The 25,172-nt window shown below is 64.4% G+C and carries 14 protein-coding genes; 10 read left to right on the top strand and 4 right to left on the bottom strand.

The window, feature by feature from the left end; genetic code table 11:
• Positions 1-15: 15 nt before the first annotated feature.
• Positions 16-609, bottom strand: coding sequence for a sugar dehydrogenase complex small subunit (locus tag B0G74_RS42690; RefSeq protein WP_132383674.1), 594 nt, complete (start codon positions 607-609; stop codon positions 16-18).
• A 361-nt stretch (positions 610-970) separates the two neighbouring features.
• On the opposite strand from B0G74_RS42690, the gene B0G74_RS42685 reads away from it, so the two are divergent.
• The 8 genes from B0G74_RS42685 to treY all read left to right on the top strand — a co-directional run bounded on the left by B0G74_RS42685 (position 971) and on the right by treY (position 20,588).
• Positions 971-1,636 carry a DUF1345 domain-containing protein gene (locus B0G74_RS42685; RefSeq protein WP_132383672.1) on the top strand — a complete coding sequence of 222 codons (666 nt, stop codon included), beginning with the start codon at positions 971-973 and terminating at the stop codon, positions 1,634-1,636.
• Positions 1,637-2,102: 466 nt separating this feature from the next.
• A complete protein-coding gene (locus tag B0G74_RS42680) occupies positions 2,103-5,543 on the top strand; it encodes an alpha-1,4-glucan--maltose-1-phosphate maltosyltransferase (RefSeq protein WP_132383670.1) in 3,441 nt (1,146 codons plus the stop codon).
• The gene (gene treS, locus B0G74_RS42675; protein WP_132383668.1) at positions 5,540-9,004 is read left to right on the top strand and encodes a maltose alpha-D-glucosyltransferase; all 3,465 of its coding nucleotides are present in this window, start codon (positions 5,540-5,542) and stop codon (positions 9,002-9,004) included. Before B0G74_RS42680 ends, treS begins: the two co-directional genes overlap by 4 nt.
• Positions 8,997-11,207, top strand: coding sequence for a 1,4-alpha-glucan branching protein GlgB (gene glgB, locus B0G74_RS42670; protein ID WP_132383666.1), 2,211 nt, complete (start codon positions 8,997-8,999; stop codon positions 11,205-11,207). The genes treS and glgB overlap by 8 nt, the downstream gene beginning before the upstream one ends.
• Before the next feature lie 107 nt (positions 11,208-11,314).
• Positions 11,315-13,534 (top strand): glycogen debranching protein GlgX, encoded by a 2,220-nt coding sequence (gene glgX, locus B0G74_RS42665; RefSeq protein ID WP_132383664.1) that lies wholly within the window; start codon positions 11,315-11,317, stop codon positions 13,532-13,534.
• Positions 13,535-13,600: 66 nt separating this feature from the next.
• Positions 13,601-15,523, top strand: a complete 1,923-nt coding sequence (gene treZ / locus B0G74_RS42660) for a malto-oligosyltrehalose trehalohydrolase (RefSeq protein WP_132383662.1) — start codon at positions 13,601-13,603, stop codon at positions 15,521-15,523.
• The gene (malQ, locus tag B0G74_RS42655) at positions 15,520-17,733 is read left to right on the top strand and encodes a 4-alpha-glucanotransferase (protein ID WP_132383660.1); all 2,214 of its coding nucleotides are present in this window, start codon (positions 15,520-15,522) and stop codon (positions 17,731-17,733) included. The genes treZ and malQ overlap by 4 nt, the downstream gene beginning before the upstream one ends.
• Positions 17,730-20,588 carry a malto-oligosyltrehalose synthase gene (gene treY, locus B0G74_RS42650; protein WP_132383658.1) on the top strand — a complete coding sequence of 953 codons (2,859 nt, stop codon included), beginning with the start codon at positions 17,730-17,732 and terminating at the stop codon, positions 20,586-20,588. The genes malQ and treY overlap by 4 nt, the downstream gene beginning before the upstream one ends.
• Before the next feature lie 197 nt (positions 20,589-20,785).
• Here the strand turns inward: treY and B0G74_RS42645 are convergent, their stop codons facing one another.
• The 3 genes from B0G74_RS42645 to B0G74_RS42635 form a co-directional block, all read right to left on the bottom strand.
• Positions 20,786-21,508, bottom strand: a complete 723-nt coding sequence (locus tag B0G74_RS42645) for a sulfite exporter TauE/SafE family protein (RefSeq protein WP_132383656.1) — start codon at positions 21,506-21,508, stop codon at positions 20,786-20,788.
• Positions 21,509-21,568: 60 nt separating this feature from the next.
• Positions 21,569-22,912, bottom strand: a complete 1,344-nt coding sequence (locus B0G74_RS42640; RefSeq protein WP_132383654.1) for a hemolysin family protein — start codon at positions 22,910-22,912, stop codon at positions 21,569-21,571.
• 93 nt (positions 22,913-23,005) lie between these two features.
• The gene (locus B0G74_RS42635) at positions 23,006-23,827 is read right to left on the bottom strand and encodes a HAMP domain-containing sensor histidine kinase (protein ID WP_132383652.1); all 822 of its coding nucleotides are present in this window, start codon (positions 23,825-23,827) and stop codon (positions 23,006-23,008) included.
• A 187-nt stretch (positions 23,828-24,014) separates the two neighbouring features.
• Here B0G74_RS42635 and B0G74_RS42630 point away from each other — a divergent pair, with 187 nt between their 5' ends.
• Both B0G74_RS42630 and B0G74_RS42625 read left to right on the top strand, forming a co-directional pair.
• Complete coding sequence (locus tag B0G74_RS42630; RefSeq protein WP_027803023.1) at positions 24,015-24,356, top strand: FKBP-type peptidyl-prolyl cis-trans isomerase; 342 nt, start codon at positions 24,015-24,017, stop codon at positions 24,354-24,356.
• A 33-nt stretch (positions 24,357-24,389) separates the two neighbouring features.
• On the top strand, positions 24,390-25,169 hold the full coding sequence (locus B0G74_RS42625) for an AraC family transcriptional regulator (protein WP_132383650.1): 780 nt from the start codon (positions 24,390-24,392) through the stop codon (positions 25,167-25,169).
• Positions 25,170-25,172 lie beyond the last annotated feature (3 nt).

The raw sequence follows: 25,172 nt of genomic DNA, 5'->3' as shown, positions 1-25,172 counted from the left end.
CGAGACGAACCTCGCTCACGCGCTCAACGGTTTCTTCGTCCAGTAGAACGGCACGTCCCGGCAATAGGACGGAATCGTGAGCACGTCCTTGACGGGCTCGAACATCAACGCTTTTTCATAAGCAACCACGTCCACATGCGGCATGTCGCCGACAAGGCCGAGATACCACGCGCGCATGATCGCGCTCACGGATTTCGCGAGCGCGGGCTGGTCGACTTGCAAAGCCTGCGTGACGGTATCCGACGGTACGCCGCCATGACCTTGCAGCCATGTGTTGAGCGCGGCGACGTTCTGCGTGAACTGACTGTCGGATTTGGCGAGGGCGTCGTAGACGCGTTTGCCGAGCGGGGCGTCGAAGCCCGTACGGCCGGTGAGACGCTGCGAGAGTGCAAGGAATGCGTCGAGCCCGCCGCCCGCGGGCGTATCGGCAAACGCCGGGGCGATCCATGAAAGCGAGCGGCCGGCGCCGGCAAACGCGAGCGCCGCGGCTGCGGCGCATGCACCGAGCACCCACGCTCTGCGCGAGGCGGACAACGATGCTGACGACGACAACTCTGCTGGATGCGTCACTTCGTGGTGCGCATCATTGTTGTTGGGTACATCTGTCATGGGGACTCCAGATGGTGAGTGATTCTCAACTTGCCTCGCGACCCTGGCGTGATGCCATTCGCGCGTGGCGTCGATCTCTACCCCAAACCTGGCCTAAGCGCCGCTTGAGCGGTCTTTTGTGAGCCCGCACGCACCCAGTGCGATCTGGGCTACGCGGTGCTGATGACATCCGTATGAAACCGCATGCACGGCATGGCATGCGCGGCAAAAAAAGACCGTGCCGCCTGCCAATCGCCTTTCAACTGAAAGCGGCGCGCAAGGGCGTTGCGAAAGACTATAGCCTGTGACCCGCCCATTCGACAAATGGTGGTCCAGGCGCGGGTAGAATCCGCGACAGCGAGAGCCCCACACCCTACATTCCATGCTCACAAAATACTATCCACAGGTTCTTCGCAATCGACCGCGCATGCTGGTCGGCCTTGCGCTCGGCATCGTCGCCGCGCTGGCCGTACCCGCGCACACACGCCCGATGGTCCGCGTGCTGGCCGGTTGGGACGCGGCCATCTGGAGCTATCTGGCGATGATCTGGGTGCACATGGCCGTTGCCGACGAAGGCCGCGTGCGCGAATTCGCCCGTCGCGACGACGAGAACGCCGGCGTGGTGCTGATGGTGATCTGCGTGGCCACCATTGCGAGCATTGCGGCCATCGTGCTGGAACTGGCCTCGGCCAAGGGGACAGCCGGCGCCTCCATCGTCTGGCACTACGCGCTGACCGGGCTCACGATGTTCGGCGCATGGTTCTTGATCCCGACCATCTTCACGCTGCACTACGCGCGGATTTACTACGACACCGACGCAAAGGAAACGCCGCTGCTGTTTCCCGACCATGCGCTCCAGCCGGACTACTGGGACTTCCTGTATTTCTCGTTCACGATCGCCGTGGCGTCGCAAACCTCTGACGTCGTGCTGCGCTCGCGTTCGATTCGCCGCGCCGCGCTCGCGCAATCCGTCCTGTCGTTCTACTTCAACGTGGCGGTGCTGGGTTTGTGCGTGAACATCGCGGCGGGCTTGCTCGGTTCTTCGTAATACTGTCGACACAAAGCCTCTCACGAATACGCTCGCCGAATGACACTCCGCCTTTTGCGGGCATCGCCCCGACCCTGACGCGCCACGTGTAAATCCCGGACCGAGGCCGCCCGTTTTACACGCGGCGGCCGTCCGTGCGACGCGTCTCGGCGCCTCGCGCCTTCTTTCGCACTTGCCTCCGAAGCTTGCTGCAGTGCGTACGCTCACCCCTCCATCGCTGCCGTCCGAGCCGCGCTGGCACAGCGTTTGCTGCGTCTTCCGAATCGATCTGGCCGGCCCGTGCAATCGACGCCTGGCGTCAAAGCACCCTTTACTGGCCAGCGGCGTGACGATCTTTGCACTACATTGACCAGTACGCGCCTTCGCTTGACGCATCGCGCGGTATCCGGCTCTGGAAGCCCAATGAGCGCTGTGATCGCATGCCACTTGCATCCACACCGCAGCAGGACGAATCTGGAAACGATCGATGGAACCTCGAAACGGGTACGCGCCGCGGATTTACTTTTTTCATTCACTTCTGGTTGGGCCGCTCGATGCATGGCCTGCGCAGTTCGCGCATGCAGCCGCGCTGGGCTTCGATCACGCGCTGATCGGCAGCCTCTTCGAGCCTGGACGGGCCGGCCACGGACAGGTGGTCGGCGACCACGCCCGCCTGCATCCGGTATTCGAAGCCCAGCAGCCCGCCAGCGAGGCGATACGCACGCTCGCGAGCGCCGCCAGTCAGAACGGCCTGACCTTGCTGGTCGATCTCGTGATCGACCGGATGGCCGCCGATGGCGCGCTGTACGCCGAACATGCCGACTGGTTCCACCCATTCGAGTCTGAAGAGGCGCGGCTCGACCCCCGCCACGTGCATCGCGAGGACAACGTCGCGTATGCCAACTTCAACGACGCCGGCAGCAGCGCCGCGTTGGTCGGCTGGTGGACGCAGCAGTTGCTGGCGCTCGCTGAGGCCGGCGTGGGCGGCTTCCGGTTCGATTCGCCGCATCGCGTGCCGGCCGCGGTCTGGCGGCAATTGGGCGACGCGGTCCGCGCCAAGCATCCCGAGGTGCGCTTTCTCGCCGCCACGCCCGGCCTCGCTCGCGGCGATCTGCTCGGCCTGCAAGGCGCCGGCTTCGACAGCGTGTTCTCGTCGGTGCGCTGGTGGGACTTTCGCGCAAGCTGGATGGTCGAGGAACATGCCGCGCTCGCGCGCATCGGCGCGCCGATCGCGTTTCCCGAAGCGCCTTACGGCACCCGTCTCGCCGCCGAGTTGAGCGATTCGCACGACGCCGCCATCGTCGAGCGGGCCTACCGGCGCGCGTTGTTCACGTCGGCCGCCATCGGCGCGGGCTGGATGATGCCGATGGGTTTCGAATACGGCATCACCGAGCCGATGTCGCAAACGCGCGGCGATGCTTCGCAGTTCGCCCTCGCGGTCCAGGCGAAGCATTTCGATCTCTCGAAACTCATCACACACGCCAACCAGGTGTCGCGCAATACGAAGACGCTGCACGCCAACGGTGAATTGCGCCCGCTCAGCGGGCCCGGCGCACCCGCGGCGGTGTTGCTGCGCGCCGACCAGCCCGACCTGCGCGAGGCCGACGAAGCGATCCTGATCGCGATCAATCCCGAACTCGGCGCACCGGTACGCGTCGATCCAGCGCGCTTCCTCGCGGGCGTGCCGGGCAATTTCACGCGCTTCGTGCCGCTCGATGCGCCCGCCAGCGCCTCACCCGTCACGCTGACATCGTTCACGCTCGCGCCCGGCGCGGTCGGACTGTTCCGCGCGGTCACGGAGAAGCCGATCCGTCTCGCGCCACCCATCGACAAGGCGAACAGCAAGCGCAGCGGCCGCAAGACCGTGATCGAGGCGCTGAGCGCGCCGCGCGTGGCGATCGAGAGCGTAACGCCTTCGGTCGACAACGGCCGCTTCGCGGCCAAGCGCAGCGTGGGCGAACGCGCCGAAATCACCGCCGCGATCTTCGCCGAAGGTCACGACAAGATCGCCGCCGCCGTGATCTGGCGCGCCGCCGACGAAACCGCCTGGCACGAAGTGTTGATGGAACCGGCCCAACCCGCGGGCCTCGACATCTGGAAGGCGCGCATTCCGCTCGAACGCCTCGGCCGACACGAATTCACCGTGATCGCCTGGCGCGACGACTTCGCTTCGCTGGTCGAGCACGTCCAGAAGAAGCTGAAGGCGGGACAAACCGTCGAACTCGAACTCGAGGAAGCCGCGCATCTGTTCGCGCTGGTGCTCGCCGAGGTCGAAACCGCGGAAGGCGCGGTCACCGAACCGCTCGAACATATCGTCAAGGTGTTCACCAAGGCCGACCCGGAAACCAAGCTCGCGCTGCTGCTCGCGCCGACCACCGCGAAAGCGATGACCGCCGCGCGCCACCGGCCGTTCCTGAGCCGCGATCCGGTCATCTACAAGATCGACGCCGACCGCACCGCCGCGCGCTTCGCCAGCTGGTACGAAATCTTCCCGCGGTCGATGAGCGACGACGAATCGCGCCACGGCACCTTCGCCGATGTCACGACGAAGCTGCCGCGCATTCGCGACATGGGCTTCGACGTGCTGTATTTCCCGCCGATTCACCCCATCGGCGTGGCGAATCGCAAAGGCCGCAACAACACGCTGAACGCGCAGCCGGGCGACGTCGGCAGTCCGTATGCGATCGGCGGGGTCGAAGGCGGGCACACGGCCGTGCATCCGCAACTCGGCACGCTCGACGACTTCAAGACAATGCTTGCCGCCGCGCACGCGCACGGCCTCGAAATCGCGCTCGACTTCGCGGTGCAATGCTCGCCGGATCACCCATGGCTCAAGGAGCATCCGACGTGGTTCGCGTGGCGCCCCGACGGCACGCTGCGCTACGCGGAGAATCCGCCGAAGAAGTATCAGGACATCGTCAATCCCGACTTCTATGCGCACGACGCCAAGCCCGATTTATGGCTCGCGCTGCGCGACGTGTTCCTGTTCTGGATCGAAGCGGGCGTGCACATTTTCCGCATCGACAATCCGCACACCAAGCCGCTGCCGTTCTGGGAGTGGGTGATCGGCGATATCCGCGCGCGCTATCCCGACACGATCTTCCTCGCCGAAGCCTTCACGCGGCCGCGCATGATGAACCGGCTCGGCAAGATCGGCTTCTCGCAGTCGTACACGTACTTCACGTGGCGGGAATCCAAGCGCGACTTCATCGAGTACATGACCGAACTCACGCAAACCGGCGCGCGTGATTCGTACCGGCCGAACTTCTTCGTCAATACGCCGGATATCAACCCGCGGCATCTGCAATCGCAAGGACGCACGGGCTTTCTGATTCGCGCCGCGCTCGCCTCGACGCTGGCCGGTTTGTGGGGCGTGTACAGCGGTTTCGAGCTATGCGAGGCCGCCGCGCTGCCGAACAGCGAGGAATATCTCGACTCCGAGAAGTACCAGTTGCGCGCGTGGGACTGGAACCGGCCCGGCAACATCGTCGGCGAGATCACTGCGCTGAACCGGATTCGCCGTGCGAACCCGGCGCTGCAAACGCATCTCGGACTGACGTTCCTGCCCGCGCACAACGATCACATCCTATTCTTCGAGAAAGCGACCGAATCGCGCGACAACGTGATCCTCGTCGCGATCAATCTCGACCCGTTCAACGAACAGGGCGCGGATATCGAATTGTCGTGGGAGACTTTCCAGAAATGGAATCTGCACGACCACGGCCCGCTGGAAGTCACCGACCAGATGACCGGCGCGCGCTTCGAATGGCACGGCCGCTGGCAGCACGTCCAGCTCGGGTCGGGCCAGCCGTTCTCGATCTGGCGCATCGCGCCGCTCGGCGGCCTGCCCGCCGAACGGCCGGATGAAGCCGACAGCGACTATCACGCAGACGCTGGCAACCCAACCTCAACGGAAGGTGCGACATGAAGCGTGACGACCCGGCTCAAAGCACGACACAGTCACCGGTGGGCAATGCCCCTGGCAACACGGCCAAGCCGCGCACGAATCGGCGCGGCAAACCGGCGGCATTGAACGACGATCCGCTCTGGTACAAAGACGCGATCATTTATCAGGTGCACATCAAGTCGTTCTTCGATGCGAACAACGACGGCGTCGGCGATTTTCCCGGCCTGATCGCGAAGCTCGACTACATTGCCGAGCTCGGTGTGAACGCGATCTGGCTGCTGCCGTTCTATCCATCGCCGCGGCGCGACGACGGCTACGACATCGCCGACTACCGCAACGTGCACCCCGACTACGGTCAGATCGCCGACGTGAAGCGCTTCATTCAGGAAGCACACGCACGCGGCATTCGCGTGATCACAGAACTGGTGATCAACCACACGTCGGATCAGCACCCGTGGTTTCAGCGCGCGCGCCGCGCGAAGCCGGGTTCGAATCACCGCAACTACTACGTGTGGTCCAACACCGATCAGAAATATCAGGAAACGCGGATCATCTTTATCGACTCGGAGCCGTCCAACTGGACGCACGATCCCGTGGCGGGCGCGTATTACTGGCACCGTTTCTACTCGCATCAGCCCGACCTGAATTTCGACAATCCGGCCGTGCTGAAGGAAGTGTTGCAGGTCATGCGCTTCTGGCTCGATATGGGCATCGACGGGCTACGGCTCGACGCGGTGCCATATCTGGTGGAACGTGAGGGCACGAACAACGAGAATCTGCCGGAAACGCACGAGGTGCTGAAGAAGATTCGCGCCACCATCGACGCCGAGTATCCGAACCGGATGCTGCTCGCCGAAGCCAACCAGTGGCCGGAAGACGTGAAGGAATACTTCGGCGATGAAGACGAATGCCACATGGCATTCCACTTTCCGCTGATGCCGCGCATCTACATGTCGATAGCGAGCGAAGATCGCTTCCCGATCACCGACATCATGCGGCAAACGCCGGACCTCGCCGAAACGAACCAGTGGGCGATTTTCCTGCGCAATCACGACGAATTGACGCTGGAGATGGTCACGGATTCGGAGCGTGACTATTTGTGGAACACCTACGCGAGCGATCGTCGCGCGCGGCTGAATCTCGGTATTCGCCGCCGCCTTGCGCCGCTGATGGAGCGCGACCGCCGCCGTATCGAACTGATCAATTCGCTGCTGCTCTCCATGCCGGGCACGCCCGTGATCTATTACGGAGACGAACTGGGCATGGGCGACAACATCCACCTCGGCGATCGCGACGGCGTGCGCACGCCGATGCAGTGGTCGTCGGATCGCAACGGCGGATTTTCGCGCGCCGATCCTGAGCAACTGGTGCTGCCGCCGGTCATGGGCTCACTGTACGGTTTCGACGCAGTGAATGTGGAAGCACAAAGCCGCGACCCGCATTCGCTGCTGAACTGGACTCGGCGCATGCTCGCCACGCGCCGCGCGAAACAGACGTTCGGGCGCGGCACGATCCGTTTCCTGAAGCCGGAAAACCGCAAGATCCTCGCGTATCTGCGCGAAATGCCGGGCGAGCCGCCGATCCTGTGCGTGGCGAATCTGTCGCGCGCGCCGCAAGCGGTGGAGCTCGATCTGTCCGAGTTCAACGGCTCGGTGCCGATCGAAATGACCGCCGATTCCGTGTTCCCCGCCATCGGCCAACTGACGTATCTGTTGACGTTCCCGCCGTACGGCTTCCTGTGGTTCCTGCTGTGTGAGGGCAGCCAGCGTCCGACGTGGGCACAGGCCCATTCGGAGTCGCTGCCGGAATTCGTGACGATCGTGATCCGCGAAGGCCAGGTCGGTCCGACGCCGGAGAACGTACGCCTGCTCGAATCGGAAGTGCTGCCTTCGTGGCTGAGCCGGCGCCGCTGGTTTGCGTCGAAGGATCAGAAGCTCAATGCGGTACGGCTCGCGGCGTTGACCACGATTCCGCACGGCGGTTTCGCCTTCACCGAAATCGAGGCGGACGTGGGTGGTCACACCGAACGCTACGTGGTGCCGATCGCCATCACGTGGGGCGGCGAAACGACTTTCCCGTTGTTCAAGCAACTGGCCTTCGCGCGCGTGCGGCGCGGCCGCAACGTGGGACATCTGACGGACGCCTTTGCGTTGCCGATCTTCGCGCATGGCGTGATGCGCAAGCTGCGCGAACGCGCCGTGGTGCCGACCGTGCAGAAGAGCGAAATCAAGTTTCTGCCGACTGAGCGTTTCGCCGAACTCGAGGGGCTCGGCGAACGGCCGGAGATCCGCTGGCTCGCGGCGGAACAGAGCAACAGTTCGTTGATCATCGCCGATGCGGTCGTGCTGAAACTGGTGCGCCGCCTCGTGAGCGGCATCCATCCGGAAGCGGAAATCAGCCGTTACCTGACGCAATTGGGCTACGCGAATACCGCGCCGCTCTATGGCGAAGTGGTGCGCGTCGATCCCGAAGGTGTGCCGCATACGCTGTGTATTCTGCAAGGCTATATCGAGAATCAGGGCGACGCGTGGAACTGGTCGCTCGACTATCTGCGCCGCTCCGTGGACGAACTCGCAATCGCCGTCGATACCGAATCGCAATCGGCGTCGGACCGCACCAACGAGGCGATTCTGGTGGAAGGCTACAGCACGTTGGCCGGCATCATCGGCAAACGGCTGGGCGAATTGCACGTGACGCTCGCCTCGCCGACGGACGACCCGGCGTTCGCGCCGGAACCCGCTAGCGCGGAGCAGGTGAAGGCATGGGTGGACGGCACGCAGGCGATGCTCGCCAGCGCGCTCGATCTGCTCGCGCCGCGCATCGAGCAGATGAGCGATCCGGAAACCAAGGCGCTGGCGCAAAGCCTGATCGACCGTCGCAAGGAACTGGTGGCCGTCGTCGACAAGCTGGTTTCCGCCGACGCGGGCGCGCTGCGCATTCGCATTCACGGCGACTTCCACCTCGGCCAGGTGCTGGTCGCGCAGGGCGACGCGTATCTGATCGACTTCGAAGGCGAGCCGGCACGCACGCTCGAAGAACGTCGTCAAAAGTCGAGCCCGCTGCGTGACGTGGCTGGCCTGATGCGCTCGCTGTCGTACGCAAGCGCCGCTGCGCAGTCCACCACGGAGGCCGCGCCGCAACAGACCGCCGATCGCAAGCGCGCGCTGTTCGACCGTTTCCGCGCGTATGCCACCGAGACGTTCCTCAACGAATACCGCGCGGCTGCAGCGCAAGCGTCGACGCCGCTCGTCGCGCCCGAAGCCGAACAGGCCTTGCTCGATCTGTTCCTGATCGAAAAAGCCGCCTACGAAATCCGTTACGAAGCGGCCAACCGCCCGACGTGGCTCAGCTTGCCGGTACGCGGCCTCGCCGCGCTCGCCAGCCGTCTGCTCGGCGACACCGGCGCACACGGCCACGATTCTTCAACCCAGGCGCCAGGCGCCGCCACGCCGCCTAACCCGGCCGAGGGCGACTATGAGTGAGCATGATCCGGCCGTAGGCCTTCAACCGCTCGAGATCGACGCGCTCGTCGAAGCGCGCCACCCCGATCCTTTCTCACAGCTCGGGCTGCATCAGACGAACGCGGGGCCGGTGGTGCGCGCACTGTTGCCGAACGCCGCGCACGTCAGCGTGATTTCCCGCGCCGACGGTGCGTTGCTCGGCGAGCTCGAACAGTTGCGGCCGGGCCTCTTTGCCGGCCGCGTCACGGCCGCGGCGCCGTACCGTTTGCGCATCGACTGGCATGGCGTGGTGCAGGAAATCGAGGACACATATTCGTTCGGTCCGGTTCTCGGCGACGAGCCGCTCGGCCGGCTCGCCGGCGGCGATCCGTACGCGGTGCTCGAATGCCTCGGCGCCCATCCGATGGAATTCCACGGCGTGCCGGGCGTGCGCTTCGCCGTGTGGGCGCCGAACGCGCGGCGCGTTTCGGTGGTGGGCGACTTCAATGCGTGGGACGGCCGCCGTCATCCGATGCGGCTGCGACATCAGGCCGGCGTGTGGGAATTGTTCGTGCCGCGCGTCGGTCCAGGCACGCGCTACAAATACGAGCTGCTCTCGCGCGACGGTCATCCGCTGCCCCTGAAGGCCGATCCCTGCGCGATGCAAACGGAAAAGCCGCCGGGCACCGCGTCGATCGTGGCGCATGTCGACGAGATCGAGCAGTTTCCGTGGACCGATCACGAATGGATCCAGTCACGCGCCAGCAAGCAGACGCCGCGGTCGCCAATCTCGATCTACGAAGCGCATGCCGAGTCCTGGCTGCGCGTCGCGGAACAAGGTCAGCGCGGACTCGACTGGGATGAACTCGCGGAGCGGATGATTCCGTACGTGAAAAGCATGGGCTTCACTCACGTGGAGTTCATGCCGATTGCGGAGCATCCGTTCGGCGGATCGTGGGGCTATCAGCCGCTTGGGCAGTTCGCGCCGTCGGCTCGCTTCGGCAAACCCGAGCAGTTCGCGAGGTTCGTCGACAAGGCGCACGAAGCCGGACTCGGCGTGATTCTCGACTGGGTGCCGGCGCACTTTCCGAACGACGCGCACGGCCTGATCGACTTCGACGGCACGCCGCTCTACGAGCACGCCGACCCGCGCGAAGGCTATCACCAGGACTGGAACACGATGATCTACAACCTCGGCCGCAACGAGGTGAGCGCGTTCCTGGTCGCGTCAGGGCTGGCGTGGTTGAAGCGCTATCACGTCGACGGGTTGCGCGTGGATGCGGTCGCATCGATGCTGTACCGCGACTATTCGCGCGCCGCTGGCGAGTGGGTGCCGAACATTTACGGCGGCCGCGAGAATCTCGAATCGATTGCGTTCCTCAAGCGCCTGAATCACGAAGTCGGCTACGTGCCGGGCGCGCCGGGCGCAATCACGATCGCCGAGGAATCGACCGCGTGGCCGGGCGTGACGGCGCGTGTCGAAGACGGTGGCCTCGGCTTCCAGTTCAAGTGGAACATGGGCTGGATGCACGACACGCTGCACTACATGGAAGAAGATCCGGTCTACCGCCAATACCATCACCACATGCTGACGTTCGGCATGGTGTACGCGTATTCGGAGCGCTTCGTGCTGCCGCTCTCGCACGATGAAGTAGTGCACGGCAAGGGGTCGCTCCTCGGCAAGATGCCCGGCGACAGGTGGCAGAAGTTCGCCAACCTGCGCGCGTACTTCGGTTTCATGTGGACGCATCCGGGCAAGAAGCTGCTGTTCATGGGCGGCGAATTCGGCCAGATGGCGGAGTTCGATCACGATACGTCGCCGCATTGGCATCTGCTCGACGATTCGAACCATCACGGCGTGCAGAAGCTGGTGCGCGACCTGAACCGGCTGTACAGCGAAGAGCCCGCGCTGTATCTGCTCGACTGCGAGCCGGGCGGCTTTGAATGGCTGATCGGCGACGACAGCGGCAACAGCGTGTTCGCCTATCGCCGCACCGATGGCGCGGGCCGCGAACTCGTCGTAGTGTGCAATATGACGCCGGTGCCGCGGGTGGGTTACCGGATCGGCATGCCGCGCGGCGGACGCTGGTCGGAAGTGCTCAATACGGACGCCGGCGTGTATGGCGGCTCGAACATGGGCAACGGCGGCGTGATTCACACCGACTCCCAATCGAGCCATGGCTGGCCACATTCCGCTTCACTGACGCTGCCGCCGCTTGCGACGATCGTATTGCGCGCGGATTGATGGAGATGCTGTGAAGCGAGCGCGCGGCGTGCGAAATCTTCGCGCCGCGCGCTCGTTGCATGAAGACCCACGACAGCGTTCAACAATCAGAACAAGGAAGGGGAATCATGTCGCATGCAATGCCCGACCGGCTTCTGCCCGGTTCGCCGTATCCGCTCGGCGCCAGCTGGGATGGCCTCGGCGTCAACTTTGCGGTGTTTTCGGCGAACGCGCAAAAAATCGAGCTTTGCCTGTTCGATCCGACCGGCCGCAAGGAAATCCGCCGCTTCACACTGCCCGAATGCACCGACGAAGTCTGGCACGGCTACCTGCCCAACGCGCATCCGGGCACCGCTTACGGGTTTCGCGCGCACGGGCCGTATCAGCCGCAGCATGGGCATCGCTTCAACCCGCACAAGCTGCTGCTCGATCCGTACGCGCGCAAACTGGTCGGACAGTTTCGCTGGTCGGATGCGCTGTTCGGTTATCGCGTGCATTCGAATCGCGCTGACCTTTCTATCGACCGGCGCGATTCGGCGCCCGCCATGCCGAAGTGCGTGGTGATCGACGAAGCGTTCGACTGGTCGCACGACAAGCGCCCGAATGTACCGTGGGGCGAAACCATCGTCTACGAAACGCATGTGCGCGGCGCCTCGATGTTGCGCGCCGATTTGCGTCAGCACGAACGCGGCACGTTCGCGGCGCTGGCTTCGCCGGAGTTCATCGAGCATTTGCTGAAACTCGGCGTGACCGCCGTCGAATTGCTGCCGGTGCATGCGTTTCTCAACGACCGCTTCCTGGTGGAACGCGGGCTGCGCAACTACTGGGGCTACAACACGGCGGCATTTTTCGCACCGGAGCCGTCGTATCTGAGCACGCACCGGCTCGACGAAATGCGCATCGCCGTGCGTCAGTTGCACGCGGCCGGCATCGAAGTGATTCTCGACGTGGTCTACAACCACACCTGCGAAGGCAACGAGATGGGGCCAACGGTGTCGTGGCGCGGCCTCGACAATGCCAGCTACTACCGCCTGATTCCCGGCGACGAGCGTCACCATATCAACGACACAGGGTGCGGCAACACAGTCAATCTGCCGCATCCGCGCGTGCTGCAAATGGTGATGGATTCGCTGCGCTACTGGTCGACCGCTTTCAACATCGACGGCTTCCGTTTCGATCTCGGCGTTACGCTCGGCCGTGAGCAGCACGGTTTCGATCCTGGCTCCGGTTTCTTCGACGCGTTGCGCCAGGACCCGATTCTGTCGCAACGCAAGCTGATTTCCGAGCCTTGGGATATCGGACCGGGCGGTTATCAGCTCGGCAATCATCCGCCGGGTTTCGGCGAATGGAACGACCGTTTCCGCGACACCGTGCGCCGTTTCTGGCGCGGCGACGCCGGTTTGCGGCCCGATCTCGCCGCGCGTCTGACCGGCTCGGCCGATCTGTTCAACCGGCGCTTCAGGAAGCCGTGGGCGTCGGTCAATTTCGTCACGTCGCATGACGGTTTTACGTTAGCGGATGTCACCGCTTACGAGCAGAAGCACAACGAAGCCAATCGCGAAGACAACAACGATGGCCACAACGAGAATTGCAGCCGCAACTGGGGCGTGGAAGGCCCGAGCGACGACCCCGCGATTCTCGCCACGCGCAAACGCGTGGCGCGCTCGCTGATCGCCACGCTGCTGATGGCGCTCGGCACGCCGATGGTGCTGGCTGGCGACGAATCGCTGCGCACGCAGAACGGCAACAACAACGCGTACTGCCAGGACAACGAAATTTCATGGCTCGACTGGGAGCGCGCGGAATCGCCGGACGGGCAGCAGATGACCGCGTTCGTCGCGCGCGTGATCGCGCTGCGCAAGCAACATCCGCTGTTGCGCGAAACGCGCTTTCTATTCGGCGATCGTGAAGTGTTGCCCGGCCTGTTCGACGTGGGCTGGTTCGACGAGCACGGCGACCCGCTCACCATCGAGGCCTGGCAGGATCCCGAAGGCCGCGCGTTCACGCTGCGGCGCGCGGGTCCAGGCTTAAACGGCGAAACAGAAGTATTGTTGATGATGCTCAACGCCAACGAGGAAACACTGCGTTTTACGCCGCCCGCCCCGCACCTGGAATGGCACGTGCTGTTAGACACTGCTGAGCCGGAGAGCACGCCGCATCGGCTGGCGGTTGGAGAGGTCGAAGTGGCCGCGCATAGCCTCGTGATGCTGGCTGCGCAGCCGGTGGGCGAAGCGGATTGGCAGGCGGGCTGGAAGGCCGGCGCGCAGCACGGACCGCGGCTTTTGACTGCGCTTCCGCCCGATCCTGGTGCGCATCCGCCCAGTAGCGATATGTCGCCGACTACTTAGGCGGTAGCGGCGCCGCGAGCGACGCGTAACACGCGGCTCGAAAGCAAAACTGAATGGTGACGAATCATGTCCGAAAGTCCGATTGATCCTCATGCGCATCATCACGCGCACTGTTTGCCGTTCGGCGCGCAGTTGCTAGGCGCGACGGGCACGAAGCCGCGCACGCGGTTTCGCTTTTGGGCGCCTTCCTGCCAACACGTCCAGGTGGAAATCGAAAACGGCCCTGCCCAAGGCACGCACGATATGACGCCCGCCGGTAACGGCTGGTTCGAAGCAAGCGTCGACGGCGGCGCGGGCACGCTGTACCGCTTCAGGTTAGATGGCGAGCATGCGGTGCCCGATCCGGCGTCGCGCTTTCAGCCGCAAGACGTGCATGGGCCGAGCGAAGTCATCGATCCGCGCGCGTACCGTTGGGAACACACGAACTGGCATGGCCGGCCTTGGGAAGAAACGGTGTTGTACGAGTTGCACGTCGGCGCAATGGGCGGTTATGCAGGTGTGCAGAAGCGCCTGCCGGAACTCGCCGCGCTCGGCGTCACCGCCATCGAACTGATGCCGTTGAACGACTTCCCCGGCAAGCACAATTGGGGCTACGACGGCGTGTTGCCGTATGCGCCCGATTCCGCCTACGGCCGCCCAGAAGATCTGAAAGCGCTGATCGATGCCGCGCACGGTCTCGGCCTCATGGTGTTTCTCGACGTGGTCTATAACCACTTCGGCCCGGACGGCAACTATCTGCACCAGTACGCCCGCTCATTTTTCCGCGAAGGCACGCACACGCCGTGGGGCCCGGCGATCGATTTCGAGCGCAGCGAAGTGAGCGACTTCTTCACGGATAACGCCGTCTACTGGATCAACGAATATCGTCTCGACGGGCTGCGTTTCGACGCGGTGCACGCTATCGACAACCACGCGTGGCTGCGCGAATTGTCCGATCATATCCGCGCCAAAGTGCAGCACGGCCGGCACGTGCATCTGGTGCTGGAAAACGAGCACAACAACGCGAGCCTGCTGGAAACGCATTTCGACGCGCAATGGAACGACGACGCGCACAACACCTTGCACGTGCTGCTGACCGGCGAAACGGAAGGCTATTACCACGCGTACGAAGACCAGCCGATCCGCCGTCTCGCGCGCGTCCTATCGGAAGGCTTCGCCTATCAGGGCGACCCTTCGCCGATACACGACGGCAAACCGCGCGGCGAAGCGAGCGGTCATCTGCCGCCCACTTCGTTCGTGATGTTCCTGCAGAATCACGATCAGATCGGCAACCGCGCGTTCGGCGAGCGGCTGCGCAAACTGACCTCGGACGACGCGTTGCGCGCCGCCACCGGCCTGCTTCTGTTGTCGCCGCAAATCCCGCTGCTCTTCATGGACGAGGAGTACGGCTCCACACGACCCTTCCTGTTCTTCACCGACTACGCCGGCGATCTCGCCGACGCGGTCCGCGAAGGACGGCGCCGCGAATTCGCGCGCTTTTCCTCGTTCAGCGACGAGAAACGCCGCGCGCAGATTCCCGATCCGAACGACGTGAAGACGTTCGCGGCATCGTCGCCGGCGGCGTCGCACACAGCGCCGAATCACGAAGGCGATGAAGCGAAAGACCGCCTCGACTGGATGCACTTCTACAAATCCGCGCTCGCTGTGCGCGCCAAACTGATTACCCCGCGCCTGCAACATAGCAAGTCGTGCGGCGTGATCGTGCTGACCGCGGCGAATGGCGGCGACGCCAATGCGCTGATCGCGCGCTGGAAACTCTGCGACGGCGAGACGTTATCGGTCGCGCTGAATCTCTCGAAAGAGAACGTGGCGTGCGCCGAAATTCCGGCCGGCAAGGTGATTTTCGAAACGCCGCCACGCGTGCGCGAACAGATCGACGTCAAGGTGTTGCCGCCGTACACGTTCGTCGCGTGGCTGACCGGCGACGTCTGCGACTACGCCATCGGCCACGATGCTCGCATTGCGGGCCAACAGGAGCGCCACGCGTGACTACCCGACGCCCTAACAACACGATCGTCACTCTCGCCTCGCGCGCCGGCTTCGAGGTGGAGTGGCAGGACGCGCACCATACGACGCAGCATGTGCCTGAGACCACACTCGCCGTGCTGCTCGAGCGGATGGGTTTGCCGTGCGGCAACGCCACGCAAATCCGCCAAAGCACTGCCGCGCTGGAAGCAGAATTGTCGGGCCGCAAACTTCCGCCGCTGATGACCGCGGAAGTCGGGCGCGGCATTGCCTTGCACGTCGCGGCGATCAAATCCGGCATCCATTATCGGATCGAGCTTGAAAGCGGCTCGATCATCGACGGCAGGTTTACTGCTCCCAAAGGCGAGGAAGCGTTGCTCGCACCGATCGACGAGGCCGGCTATCACACGCTCGTGATCAACGATCAACGCGTGACGCTGGCCGTGGCGCCGCCGCGCTGCTATACGGTCGCCGACGCCTGGCGCACGCTGCACAACGACGATGACAGCGGCGACAACAGGCCCACGCCGCCGCTGTGGGGCATCGCCGCGCAGTTATACGGCTTGCGCCGCACCGGCGACGGCGGCATCGGCGACTATTCGGCGCTTGCGCAAATCGCCGTCGGAAGCGCGAAGCGTGGCGCGCACGCGCTCGCCGTCAGCCCGACTCATGCGATGTTCAGCGCGGAGCCGGAGCGCTTCAGTCCATATTCGCCGTCGTCGCGTTTGTGGTTGAACGTCACGCATATCGATCCCGCCGCCGTGTTCGGCGCGGATGCGGCCCATGCCGCGCTCGAAGCCGCACAGGCCGGCGACACATGGTCGAAACTCGAACGCTTGCCGCTGATCGACTGGCCGAACGCGGTCGTGCTGAAGCTGAAAGTCTTGCGCACGCTGTACGAGCATTTCTGCACGCACGAACGCGCGCAGCACACGCCGCGCGCGCTGGAATTTCACGGCTTCTGCGAACGCGCCGGGCGCGCGCTCGAAGATCACGCGCGTTTCGAAGCGCTGCAGGCGGCGCAACTCTCGCAAGAAGGCGGCAACGGACATTGGCGCAACTGGCCCGAGGCATTGCGCGATCCGCGCAGCCCGGAAGTCGAAGCCTTCGCCGAGGCCAATCGTCATGAGGTCGATTTTCATCTGTTTCTGCAATGGCTCGCCGCCAAGGGTTTGTCGCACGCGCAACATGCGGCGCGCGATGCCGGCATGGCGGTCGGCCTGATCGCCGATCTCGCGGTGGGATGCGATAGCGCCGGCAGCCATGCATGGTCGTATCGCGACGACATGCTGCAGGGCGTATCGGTCGGCGCGCCGCCGGATCTGTTCAATCAGGCCGGCCAGGCGTGGGGACTCACCACGTTCTCGCCGCGCGCCATGCGCACGCAGGGCTTTTCCGCTTTCATCGACATGTTGCGCGCGGCGTTCGCGCATGCCGGCGGCATCCGCATCGATCACATTCTCGGCTTGCGGCGGCTGTGGCTCGTACCAGAAGGCGAAAGCGCGCGTAACGGCGCTTATTTGCGCTACCCGCTCGAAGACCTGCTGCGTTTGATCGCGCTCGAATCGTGGCGGCATCGCGCGATCGTGATCGGCGAAGATCTCGGCACCGTGCCGCCCGGTTTTCGCGAGCGGCTCGAAGAGCACGGCATCGCCGGGATTCGCGTGCTGTGGTTCGAGGGCGCGCACGACGGCAAAGGATTCAAGCCGCCTTCGGCTTGGGACTGCAATGCGGTCGGCACGACGACCACGCACGATTTGCCGACGGTCGCCGGCTGGTGGCGCGGCAGCGACATCACGTGGCGCAACAGGATCGGCCAGACGATGGCGCGCGCTGACGGCCGCGATCCCGAGGAAGCGGCCCAGGAAGTGCGCGCGCAAGACCGCGCCGAGTTGTGGCGCGCGTTCCAGCAAGCGGGCGTGGCCGCGCCCGACGTCGCGGCGCCGCCGCCCGACCGCGCGCCCGTGGACGAAGCGCTCGCCTTCGTGGCCGCGACGCCCGGCCCGCTGGTCACGTTTCCGCTCGAGGATCTGCTTGCGCAAGTCGAGCAGCCGAATCTGCCCGGCTCGATCGACGAGCATCCGAACTGGCGGCGCCGCGTGAGCGTGCCGATCGACGAACTGTTCGAGGACGACACTTTCTGCGACCGGCTGCTCGCGGTCGATCGCGCGCGCCGCGCCGCGACCGCCCCGGTTCCTTCCGCCAACGCTTCTTCGGAGCCTGATACGCCATGACCGTCCCGCGCTCCACGCTTCGCCTCCAGTTTCACCGAGGCTTCACCTTCGACGATGCCGCGAAGCACGTCGATTACTTCGCCGCGCTCGGCATCAGCCACGTGTACGCGTCGCCGATTACGACGGCCGAACCGGGCTCGATGCACGGCTACGACACCGTCGACTACACCCAGGTCAGCGCCGAGTGCGGCGGCGAGGCGAGCCTGAAGCGCCTCGTCGACAAACTGCGCGCGCATAACATGGGGCTGATCATCGACACCGTGCCCAATCATATGGGCGTCGGCGGATCGAGCAACGCGTGGTGGCTCGACATCCTCGAATGGGGCCGTCATAGCGCTTATGCGCGGCACTTCGACGTGGACTGGCATTCGCCCGATCCCGCCTTGCGCGGCAAGGTGCTGGTGCCCACACTCGGCGCGCCGTACGGCGAGGAACTCGCGGCAGGCCGCATCGCGCTGCATTTCGCGGCCGACATCGGGCGCTTTTATATCGGCTACGGCCCGCACGTGTTTCCCGTGTGCCCAACCGATTACGCGTCGATTCTGCAACGCGCCGACCGCGCCGATCTCAACGCGCTCGCCGAGCGCTTCCACGGACTCACGACGCAACCGACCGATCATCCGCGCGCCGCTGAAGGCCGCGACATGCTGCGCGAGTTCGTCGCACAAAACGGTGCCTCGGCGATCGAAATCGCGCTGCAGGCGTATGCCCCTGACGATCCGGTGACGCGTGACCGACTGCATCGGCTGATCGAGCGGCAGCACTTCCGCCTGGCGTGGTGGCGCACCGCGTCCGACGAGGTGAACTGGCGGCGATTCTTCGACATCTCGACACTCGCCGGTGTGCGCGTGGAACGGCCCGAAGTGTTCGAGGCCGTGCATGCGCTGCCTTTCCGTCTGTACCAGGAAGGCGTGGTGGACGGCTTGCGGATCGATCACGTCGACGGCCTCGCCGAGCCGCGTGAATACTGTCAGCGTTTGCGTCAGCGTCTCACGGAACTGCGCGATACCGCGCCATATGTGGTGGTCGAAAAGATTCTCGGCCGCGGCGAACCGCTGCGCGACGATTGGCCCGTGGACGGCACGACCGGCTACGATTTCATGAGCGACGTCGGCGCGTTGCTGCACGATCCGGCGGGCGCCGAACCGCTCGCACAAACGTGGGCCGAACTGACCGGCCGCAGCCCCCGTTTTGCAGACGAAGCGCTAATCGCGCGCCGCAAGATTCTCGCGGAAAACCTGTCGGCGGAACTCGACCGCGCGGCGCGCGCGTTGCATCGCATTGCCCGCGATTCGCTGACCACGCGCGATTTCACCTTCACTACGCTGCGGCGTGTGTTGACCGAACTGGTCGTGCATTTTCCGGTGTATCGAATCTATCCGCAGAACGGTCTGCGTAGCGCGGCAGATAACGTCTATTTCGAGCAGGCTTTGGAGGGCGCGCGACAGACGCTTTCGCGCGCGGATCTTGTCGCGCTCGATCGCGTGAATGCGTGGCTCGGCGGTAGCGCGGAAGAACCGCCGCCCGGACGAAGCGGCGCACCGCAGCAACAAGGCCAGAACGGCACACCGCCAAGCCATGCCGGTTCCGCGCGACGCACCGCGCAGACGCTGTTTTCACAACTGACCGCGCCGGTTGCCGCAAAGGCGGTCGAAGATACGGCGTGCTATCGCTATGGCCGGCTGTTGTCGCGCAATGAAGTCGGCTCGGACCCGGGCGAATTCGCGCTGTCGGTCGAAGCGTTTCACGCGGCGAATCTGGAGCGTTCGCAGCACTTCCCGCACGCGATGCTCGCAACGGCCACGCACGATCACAAACGCGGCGAAGACGTGCGTGCGCGGCTCGCTGTGTTGAGCGAGATCGCGCAGGACTGGAGCGCGACGTTGCGCGCGTGGTCCACGTTGAATGCGCCGCATCGTCGCGCGTTCGACGGCAAACCCGTCAGCAGCGTCGGCCAGGACACGACCTACCACTGGGCGCCCGGCCCCGCCGCCGAAGCAATGCTCTATCAAACACTGGTGGGCTGCTGGCCGCCGGATTTGCAACCAGACGATGAAGCCGGCGTGAAGGAACTGGCCGAGCGCGTCGCGCAATGGCAATTGAAGGCGCTGCGCGAAGCCAAGCTGCAAACCAACTGGCTCGCGCCCGACGAAGGGTACGAGGCCGCCTGTCGCGATTTCCTGTTCGACATCCTCGCACCGCAGCGGCGTGACGGCTTCCTGAAGGCGTTGTCCGCGTTCGTCACGAGAATCGGCCGCGCCGGCGCGCTCAATAGCTTGCAACAAACCGTGTTGCGGCTGGCATCGCCTGGGATTCCCGATCTTTATCAGGGCACCGAGTTATGGGACTTCAGTCTGGTCGATCCGGACAACCGCAGACCCGTCGATTTCGCCAAGCGCGAGGCGTGGCTCGTACAGACGCCGCCGTCGGAATTCCTGCCGAGCTGGCGCGATGGACGCGTGAAGCTCGCGGTGGTGCAGCGCGTGCTCGCGTTGCGAGCGCATTTGCCGGAGTTGCTGAGCCAGAGCGAGTATCTGCCGCTCGCCGTGCGCGGGAAGCACGCGTCGAGTGTAATCGCGTTTGCGCGGCGGCATGGCAATGCGTGGGCCGTGGTGATAGCGAGCCGGCTCGCGGCCGGCTTGCTCGGTGACGATGGCGATTTGCCGATGGTCGATCCCGCGAAATGGGAGGACACGGCGCTGGAGATGCCGTCCGATCTATCCGCGCGAGCGCTGTTCGACTGGCTGAGTCCCGCTGCGCCGAAGGTCGATGAAAACGGTCTGCTGTATCTGCGCGATGCGCTCGGCGCGATGCCGATCGCTGTGTTGGTGGAGGACGGCGTGCCGCGTAGTTGATCCTCTTGATCTTCTGGGCGAAGGCGGTTGGAGCGTATGTGCTCTCGCCGCCTTTTTTATGGACCTGGTCGGAATGAGGCGTTATTCCGCTGAAGTGCTCTGCTCTTCGTGTCCCGCCACACGCGCCCTTTGTACAATCAGGATGTGAAAAATCAAGGGAAGGGCCGATGACGTGTTTCAGGCTTCTGTCGGCTAACCTAGCGTCCCGCTGCCCACAACAGTGAAAGTCCCGAAGACAACATCAAGCCGTCGACGACCAGTTTGAAGGTCGAGGGGCTCATACGAACCACAATCAGCCGCGCGGCAAACGAGCCGACCATGAGCGCAGAGCCGGTGATCAAGCCATCGATCACCACATGCAAAGGCAACGCGCCGAAATGATTGAAGACTGCGACTTTGGCGGCATAGACAGTCAAGGAGCCCGCCGCTTCGGTCGCGAGAAAAGCGCCCTTTACGAGGCCGTAAGACATGAACACCGGCACTGTGATCGGCCCGGTGGACACGACGATCCCGGTAAGAAAACCCACGACGCCGCCGATCAGGGAAAGCTGCCACAAAGAGAACTTGATATCCCGGCGCGCGAGCCAGCGCCGCGTGGGCACCATCGCGACGAAGAACAAACCCAAAGCAATTTCGACCGCGTGCGGCGGCAACGCAAGCAGCGTGCGCACACCGAGTGCCGCGCCCGGCACGGCGGTCACGCAGTAGGCGCCGCACGCCCGCCAGTCGATCTCGCGCCACCACGCGAGGACCTTGCCGAAGTTGCCCATGATCGCGGCGATCGCCATGATCGGCACCGCCTGTTGCGGACCGAACAGCATCACGAGAACGGGCATCAGCATCATCGACGAGCCGGTGCCGACCACGCCGCTCAGCGTGCCGGCCAGCAACCCGACGCACAGCACCAACAGATATCCCATGTCGCCCCCAATGGTGTGGACGCCAATTCTACCTGTGGCGTGTTGCAGCGCTATCGCGGCTTAGCCGCCTTCGTCATCGAAGGTTTTCGGATAGACGCGCACGAGCACGATCCGCGGTCCTTTCATCTTCTTGACGACGACGTCGAAGCGGTCGAACTCGACGCGCTGCCCTTCGGTGGGCAGATCGTTGAGCGCCTGAATCACGAGGCCGCCGACCGATTCGGCCTTGCCTTCGTCGATGTCGATCCCCAACGCGCGTTCCAGCGACACCACCGGCAAGCTGCCCTTGCCCATCAAGGTGCCGTCGTCCATGCGCGTCCAGTCGGCGTCGCCTTGACGGAATTCGTCGTGGATCTGGCCGACCAGTGCGCCGAGCAGATTGTCGAGCGTCAGGAACCCGATCGGCTTCGAACGCTTGTGGCCGACCAGCGCGAAGTGCGGCGCACCCTTGCGGAAGCGGCGAAACAGTTCGAGCGCCGGCATCTCCGGCGTCACGTACTGCACGGGCCGCGCGTATTTGGAGAGATCGTCGAGCGTGCTGCCCGCATGGCGGGCCAGCAGCAGATCCTTCAAATGGATCATGCCGGCCACGCGTTCGCCCGATGCGTCTTCGAACAGCGGATAGCGGCTGAAGCGATGCCGCGCCACCACCTGCATGTTTTCGCGCAACGGCAGATCGCGCCGCAAACCGACCATTTCGTAGGCCGGACGCATGAGGTCCGACACCGTCATGCGCGAAAAATCCAGCGAGTGCGCGATCGTGTTCCACTCGTCCTGACTGTAGGCACCGTCCGGCGAACCCAGTTCCGTTGCGACGTTGGCGCGGCGGCCGCGCAGGATCAGCTTGAGTTCGTCGGTTGAGTAGTGCGAGTCGTGGCCGTGATCGGCGTCGAGCCCGGCGAGTTTGAGCACGGCATTCGCGCTCGTATTGAGCACCCAGATCGCCGGATACATGGCCCAGTAGAAGCCGTACAACGGCGTAGCGGCCCAGAGCGAAACCTTCTCCGCCTCACGAATCGCCAACGACTTCGGCGCCAGTTCGCCCACCACGATATGCAGGAACGAAATACACGAGAACGCGAAGAACAGCGAAATGCCGTGGATCAGCTTCTCCGATTCCACGCCGAGCAGCGTGAAGAGCGGCGTGAGCAGTTCCGCGAAGGCGGGCTCGCCGATCCAGCCGAGTCCGAGCGACGCGAGGGTAATGCCGAGCTGACAGGCGGACAGATAGGCGTCGAGGCGGCCGTGCACCTTGCCCAGCAGACGTCCGCGCATGCCATGTTTGGCGGCAAGGCTTTGCACGCGCGTCTGCCGCAGTTTGACCAGACCGAACTCAGCGGCAACAAAGAAACCGTTGAGGGCAACGAGAAACAACGCACCGATAAGGGCGACGACCTGGATCAAAGCGAAAGGCTCCGGCAACAAAAGTTGTCAGTATAGAGGGTGAAAGCTCGGTGAAATCTGAATCGCGCAAACGAAGTGGTTGAGTCCAACCGTTCACTTTGGTGCTGTTGCGCTCAGCGGGATGCGTAGCGCAAGCGTGGCCGTAGCGTTGCCGCCCGGCTCGCTGCCGGCCGCGTCGACTTGCTCGAAACTGCCGCCGTGCGCTTCCGCGACGCGTTTGCACAGCGCCAGCACCCACGCGATGCGTTTCGCCTCGCGCGGCTCGCGCGCCTGCTTGCGGGCAAACGCTTCGAGCACATGGGGCAACGCGGGATCCTGCAACGCGGCGCTGTTCGTGTCGTACGCGAGGCTGGCGTGCCATGCGCTCGTGTCGGCTTTCGTGGACAGGACGACCGTGGCGCCTTCCGGGCTCGTTTCGACCGCGAACGTCAGCATCAGCCATAGCGCGGCGGCAAGGCGCTCGCGGTCGCCGTTGAGCTGCTCGGTGGCGAGTTGCGAGTCGAGCGTGACTTCCACACCGCGCGTCCGGGCCAGACCCGAGCGGACTTCTTCCACGGTTTCATCGAGCAGCGGATGCAGCGGGAATGACGCATAGGCAAGCGCCAGCGATTTGGTTTCGGCGCGCGTGGCGTCGACGATCGTCTCGAGCAACTTGACCTGCTGGTCCACGCCATTGCGAATGCCGGTGACGGCACGCTGCGCGTTGGGGTCGTTCGCGTCGAGCTTGCGCTCCAGCACGTACGCCCAGCTATGAATGGCATTCAACGGACCGCGCAGATCGTGCGACACCAGCGAGAGCACATGGTCACGCATGAACAGCGCGGTTTCCGCGCGGAGATGCGCGGTACGTTCGGATACGGCGAAGCCGGAAGGCACCGGCTTTTCGCCGGTAGTCCCGGTTGAAGACGTTGTCACGATCGAGCCCTCTCAGGCAGTGCATGATGATTGAAAGAAGCCCCATTATAGGCATGCCGTCCGGCGCCACCAGCCTGGCCGGACGGCCAATCAGCACGCAATCCGCGTGCCACGCGGCAATCCTCGGCATGCGGCGCCAACACGCCTACAATGTCGGTTTTTACGTTTTTGACCTGAGGAGCGACACATGTCGACTGTGACTACCGAATCCGGCTTGAAGTACGAAGACATCGTTGAAGGCACCGGCGCCGAAGCGGTGGCCGGCAAGACCGTCAGCGTGCACTACACCGGCTGGCTGACCGATGGCCAGAAGTTCGACTCGAGCAAGGACCGCAATGACCCGTTCGCTTTCGTGCTGGGCGGCGGCATGGTCATCAAGGGCTGGGACGAAGGCGTGCAAGGCATGAAGGTCGGCGGCACGCGCAAGCTGACTATTCCGCCGCAACTCGGCTACGGCGTGCGCGGCGCGGGCGGCGTGATTCCGCCGAACGCCACGCTCGTGTTCGAAGTCGAATTGCTCGGCGTCTAAGCTTTTCGCAGTTCTGTCACCGCGCACCCGTCGATGAGCCACGCCGCCGTTACCGCTCCTACCGTTTCGCTGCGCCGCTACGGCGCGATCGAAGCGTCGGACGTGCACGACTTTCACCAGGTCGTGCTCGGGCTCGACGGCGCGATGGTGATGGCGGTGAACGGCGTCGCACAACGGCTCGACGCCAGTACCGCCTGGCTCATCCCGGCGGGCGCGCGGCACGATTACGCGGGCGTCGGCGAGAACCGGCAGTTGGTGCTGGATTTGCCGGCCACTTCGCTGGCCGTGCCGGAGCGTTTGTTCGACCGCGCGCGGCCCGTCTCCGTGGAAGGCTCGCTTGCGCAACTCGTGCATCGCATCGCGGCGCACGCTACCGGCGGCGTTCTGGGCGACGATCTGGATACGCGGCGTTTTCATTGGGACGCAGCCGCGCGCCTCGGCGCGGCGTTGGTGGCCGATGCGGGCACCACGGCCGGCGCCCAGGCAGCCGGCGCGGGTCTCGACTTTGCGCGTATCGACCGCTGGCTGCGCGCGCATTTATCGGAGCCTTTGCGGATCGCCGACCTCGCCGCGCATTGCGGCTTCGGCATGCGGCGCTTTCATCAGCTTTTTATCGAGGCCTTCGGCGAGACGCCGCATCGCTATTTGCAGCGGCTGCGGCTCGATACGTCGATCACGCTGCTCGCCGATCCGCGCCTTTCGTTGACGGATATCGCGCTGGACATCGGCTTCGGCGATCAGAGCGCCTACACGCACGCGTTCACACGGCGTTTCGGGCTGGCGCCCGGTCAGTGGCGCGCGTTGCGCCACTGAGTT

Origin of the sequence: Paraburkholderia sp. BL9I2N2 (assembly GCF_004339745.1) — a bacterium.
Taxonomy (GTDB): Bacteria; Pseudomonadota; Gammaproteobacteria; order Burkholderiales; family Burkholderiaceae; genus Paraburkholderia.
The sequence above is the reverse complement of the archived record's forward strand: the minus strand, read 5'-3'. Positions and strand labels throughout refer to the sequence as shown.